Source organism: uncultured Succinivibrio sp., from assembly GCF_902756765.1.
In the GTDB taxonomy this organism is placed as follows: Bacteria; Pseudomonadota; Gammaproteobacteria; order Enterobacterales; family Succinivibrionaceae; genus Succinivibrio.
The window spans coordinates 1-2,513 of record NZ_CACVSS010000173.1 but is presented as its reverse complement, the minus strand read 5'-3'; the positions used below and the strand labels follow the sequence as shown (position 1 = coordinate 2,513).

Below are 2,513 nucleotides of genomic sequence, written 5' to 3'. Positions count from 1 at the left end.
AGTCTGTTGGCCATATTTTTCAATATTGATAGGTCAAAAAGGTTTTCAGCACTCTTTGGAAGGAAACCGAATCTGTCTATAAGTTCAACTTTGATGTCTTCAAACTCTTCGTTGGTTCTGCAGGCACTGATCCTCTTGTAAATTGACAGACGCATATTAACATCACCAATGTAGTCTTCAGGAAGGAGACAAGGCAGATGCAGGTCAATATCACAGTCATTCAAGGTAAGTTCGGCAAGTGATGGTTCACGGCCTTCCTTTAATGCTTTAACCGCAGCTTCAAGCATTTCTGAATAGAGAGCAAAACCTACAGATTCAATCTGACCTGACTGTTCTTCTCCTAAAAGTTCACCTGCACCGCGAATTTCAAGATCATGTGATGCCAGCACAAAGCCTGCACCTAATTCTTCCATAGATGCTATGGCATCAAGTCTTAATTTTGCATCCTTTGTAAGCAGAGCTTTAGGAGGAGTAAACAGATAAGCATAAGCCTGGTGATGAGAACGACCTACACGACCACGGATCTGATGGAGCTGAGCAAGACCTAACAGATCGGCTCTGTCAATAATAATGGTATTGGCTGTAGGCACATCAAGACCGTTTTCAACAATGGTAGAGCAGACTAAAAGATTAAATCTCTGGTGGCAAAAATCTCTCATAATCTTTTGCAGATCTCTTTCGTTAAGCTGACCATGGGCAATTCCGATTTTAGCCTCAGGAACAAGTTCTGCAATCTGCTGTGCTCTTTGATTTATGGTTGCAACATCATTGTGAAGGTAATAAACCTGACCACCGCGACGTAGTTCTCGCATAATGGCTTCACGGGTCACAGTGTCAGATTTTTCTGATACCAGAGTTTTTACAGCAAGACGGTGTTCTGGTGGCGTTGCAATTACAGAGAGCTCACGCATACCTTCCATAGCCATGTTGAGGGTTCTAGGAATTGGAGTTGCAGTTAAGGTTAAAAGATCTACCTGAGCTCTGATTTCTTTGAGTTTTTCTTTCTGCTTTACACCAAAGCGGTGTTCTTCATCGACAATGATGAGGCCAAGCTTTTTGAATCTGATTTCTTTTGATAACAGCTTGTGAGTTCCGATGATAATGTCTACTGACCCCTGTTCGAGCTGTTTTATCACTTCATTTTGTTGTTTTACTGTTTTAAATCTTGAAACAAGTTCAACATTTATGGCAGTTCCTGCAAAGCGTTCTTTGAAATTCTGATAGTGCTGTTCAGCAAGAATGGTGGTTGGAACGAGTACTGCCACCTGAGAGCCTGAGTTTGCGACAACAAAGGCAGCTCTTAGTGCAACCTCAGTTTTACCAAAACCTACGTCACCGCATACAAGTCTGTCCATAGGCTTTTCAAGGGCAAGATCATTGATAGTGCTGTTAATTGCATTTAACTGATCTGGTGTTTCCTGATAGCCAAAGCCAGAGGCAAATTCATCGAGAGCTCTGAAATCAACTTTAAATGCTGTACCTTTAACAGCTTCACGTCGGGCATAGAGATCTAAAAGGTTGGCAGCTACATCAGTTACCTTGTCTACCGCTTTCTGTTTCTTTTTAGACCAGGTGTCGTTGCCAAGTCTAGACAGCTGCGGATTATCAGAACCTGCGTATCTTGCTACCTTTGATAAGGCTGTAATTGGAATATTGAGCATGTCGCCATTCTGATACTCAATGGTCAGGTACTCACCTTTAACATCTCCTATGACCATGGTTTTTAAGCCACGGTATCTACCGATACCATGATCAATATGAACTACTATCTGACCTTCCTTTAAAGAAGAAAGGTTTTTAATGATGGTATCGTGAGAGAGCTGGGATTTTCTCTGAGCACGTCTTTGCCTTACTACCTTAAATCCGTAAAGTTCAGATTCTGTAATCAGGCAGAGTTTCAGGTTTTTTATGATAAGGCCTTCGTCTAAAGGAGAAATGGTGAGCATAAGAGGAGCATCCTCGCTCATGAATTCTTCGAGGCTTGAGGCAGGCTTTATGCCATACTTGTTTACAAGTGCAGACGGAAGTATTTCTCTTACTGACTGACGCCTTCCTTCTGAAACAGCTGAAATTAAAATTCTGCCTCCCTTATCAATAAAATCACTTACAAAAGCCACAAAAGGACCGTGAGAGTCTTTATCCTGATTGAAGGCAATTTCAGGCACCTTTTCAAAAGATGCATTGTAATAACCTCTTTTTTCTGTCGTTTCTTCATCAAATCTTTCTTTGTAAAGGCAGATGCTTTCGTGATCTTTAATAAAATTCTGACACTCAAGAGTAGTTAAGAATACTTTTTCTGGTTTTAAAGGTGGATGATCATTGTTGCCGGCGTAGTCAAGAGCTCGTTTGTGAATATCTACGTCGTAATCTTCAAGAGCTTTTTTCACATCATCAATTAAGATGATTTTTACATCATCACTTAAATATTCAAATAATGAACTCATGTGATGGAAGAATAAAGGCAGATAGTATTCAATACCAGCAGGAATTGCACCTCTTGATACAGCCTGATA

Annotated in this window: 1 protein-coding gene; it reads right to left on the bottom strand. The window is 40.7% G+C overall.

From position 1 onward, the window contains the following. Nucleotides 1–2,513 (bottom strand): transcription-repair coupling factor (gene mfd, locus QZU45_RS12075; RefSeq protein WP_295355640.1); only part of this gene is annotated, 2,513 nt, incomplete at both ends.